Source organism: Candidatus Hydrogenedentota bacterium (genome assembly GCA_016791475.1).
In the GTDB taxonomy this organism is placed as follows: domain Bacteria; phylum Hydrogenedentota; class Hydrogenedentia; order Hydrogenedentales; family JAEUWI01; genus JAEUWI01.
Genome location: JAEUWI010000288.1, coordinates 1 through 638 on the forward strand (window position 1 = coordinate 1; position 638 = coordinate 638).

Here is a 638-nt window from a genome sequence, read left to right on the forward strand (position 1 = left end):
CTGTCCGCACCCGAGTTGGCGCCAATCGCAACGTGGCTGTGACTGGGGAGTTGCGGGACGCCGAGGGCGACGGTTTCACTGCCGCCCGCCTCCCCCAGCGCCCGCGGGGTCAGGCCGGGCCCCGCACCCTGATGGATGGGGATGCGGCCCGCGAGGTTGGGCAGCGCAAAGGAGGTTTGCCCGTCACCGCCATAGGTCGTCCCGATCAGCGCGAACAAGGCGTCGTTCTGGGCGATGGGCAGAAGCTGCCCCTGACACAGCGCCCACCCGAGGGGAGCGAAATTGCCGGCGAAGGCCCGGATCTCGCCCAGAAATGGATCAGCCATGACAACCTCCGTATGCCGCGCCCCGAGGGTTGGCGCCTCACGGAAGAGTAGGCAAGGAAACCGACGCTGTCACTGCCGAAATGAGAATTTTTGCGGAATGGCGACTTGCCCCCGGTTTCCCCGCAATGCAGCCTGCTTCGCAACCTCGACAACCTGAACTCGAGCACCGCCTGCAGCCTGTCGCCGAGGCGCACGTCGAGCCGATGCGCGCCTCGGCCTGGGCAACGCGCTGCGCGAAGGAGTCGGGTGCGGCGGACGTGCTCGGCCTTGAGCCGGCTGCACATCAGGCCGATGACCGTGCGCGTATTGCCG

The 638-nt window shown here is 67.6% G+C and carries 1 protein-coding gene; it reads right to left on the reverse strand.

The genetic code is table 11. The features are described 5' to 3' along the window. On the reverse strand, window positions 1–326 hold a 326-nt coding region (locus JNK74_29245), incomplete at its 3' end, for a tail fiber protein (GenBank protein MBL7650263.1). Window positions 327–638: the final 312 nt, after the last annotated feature.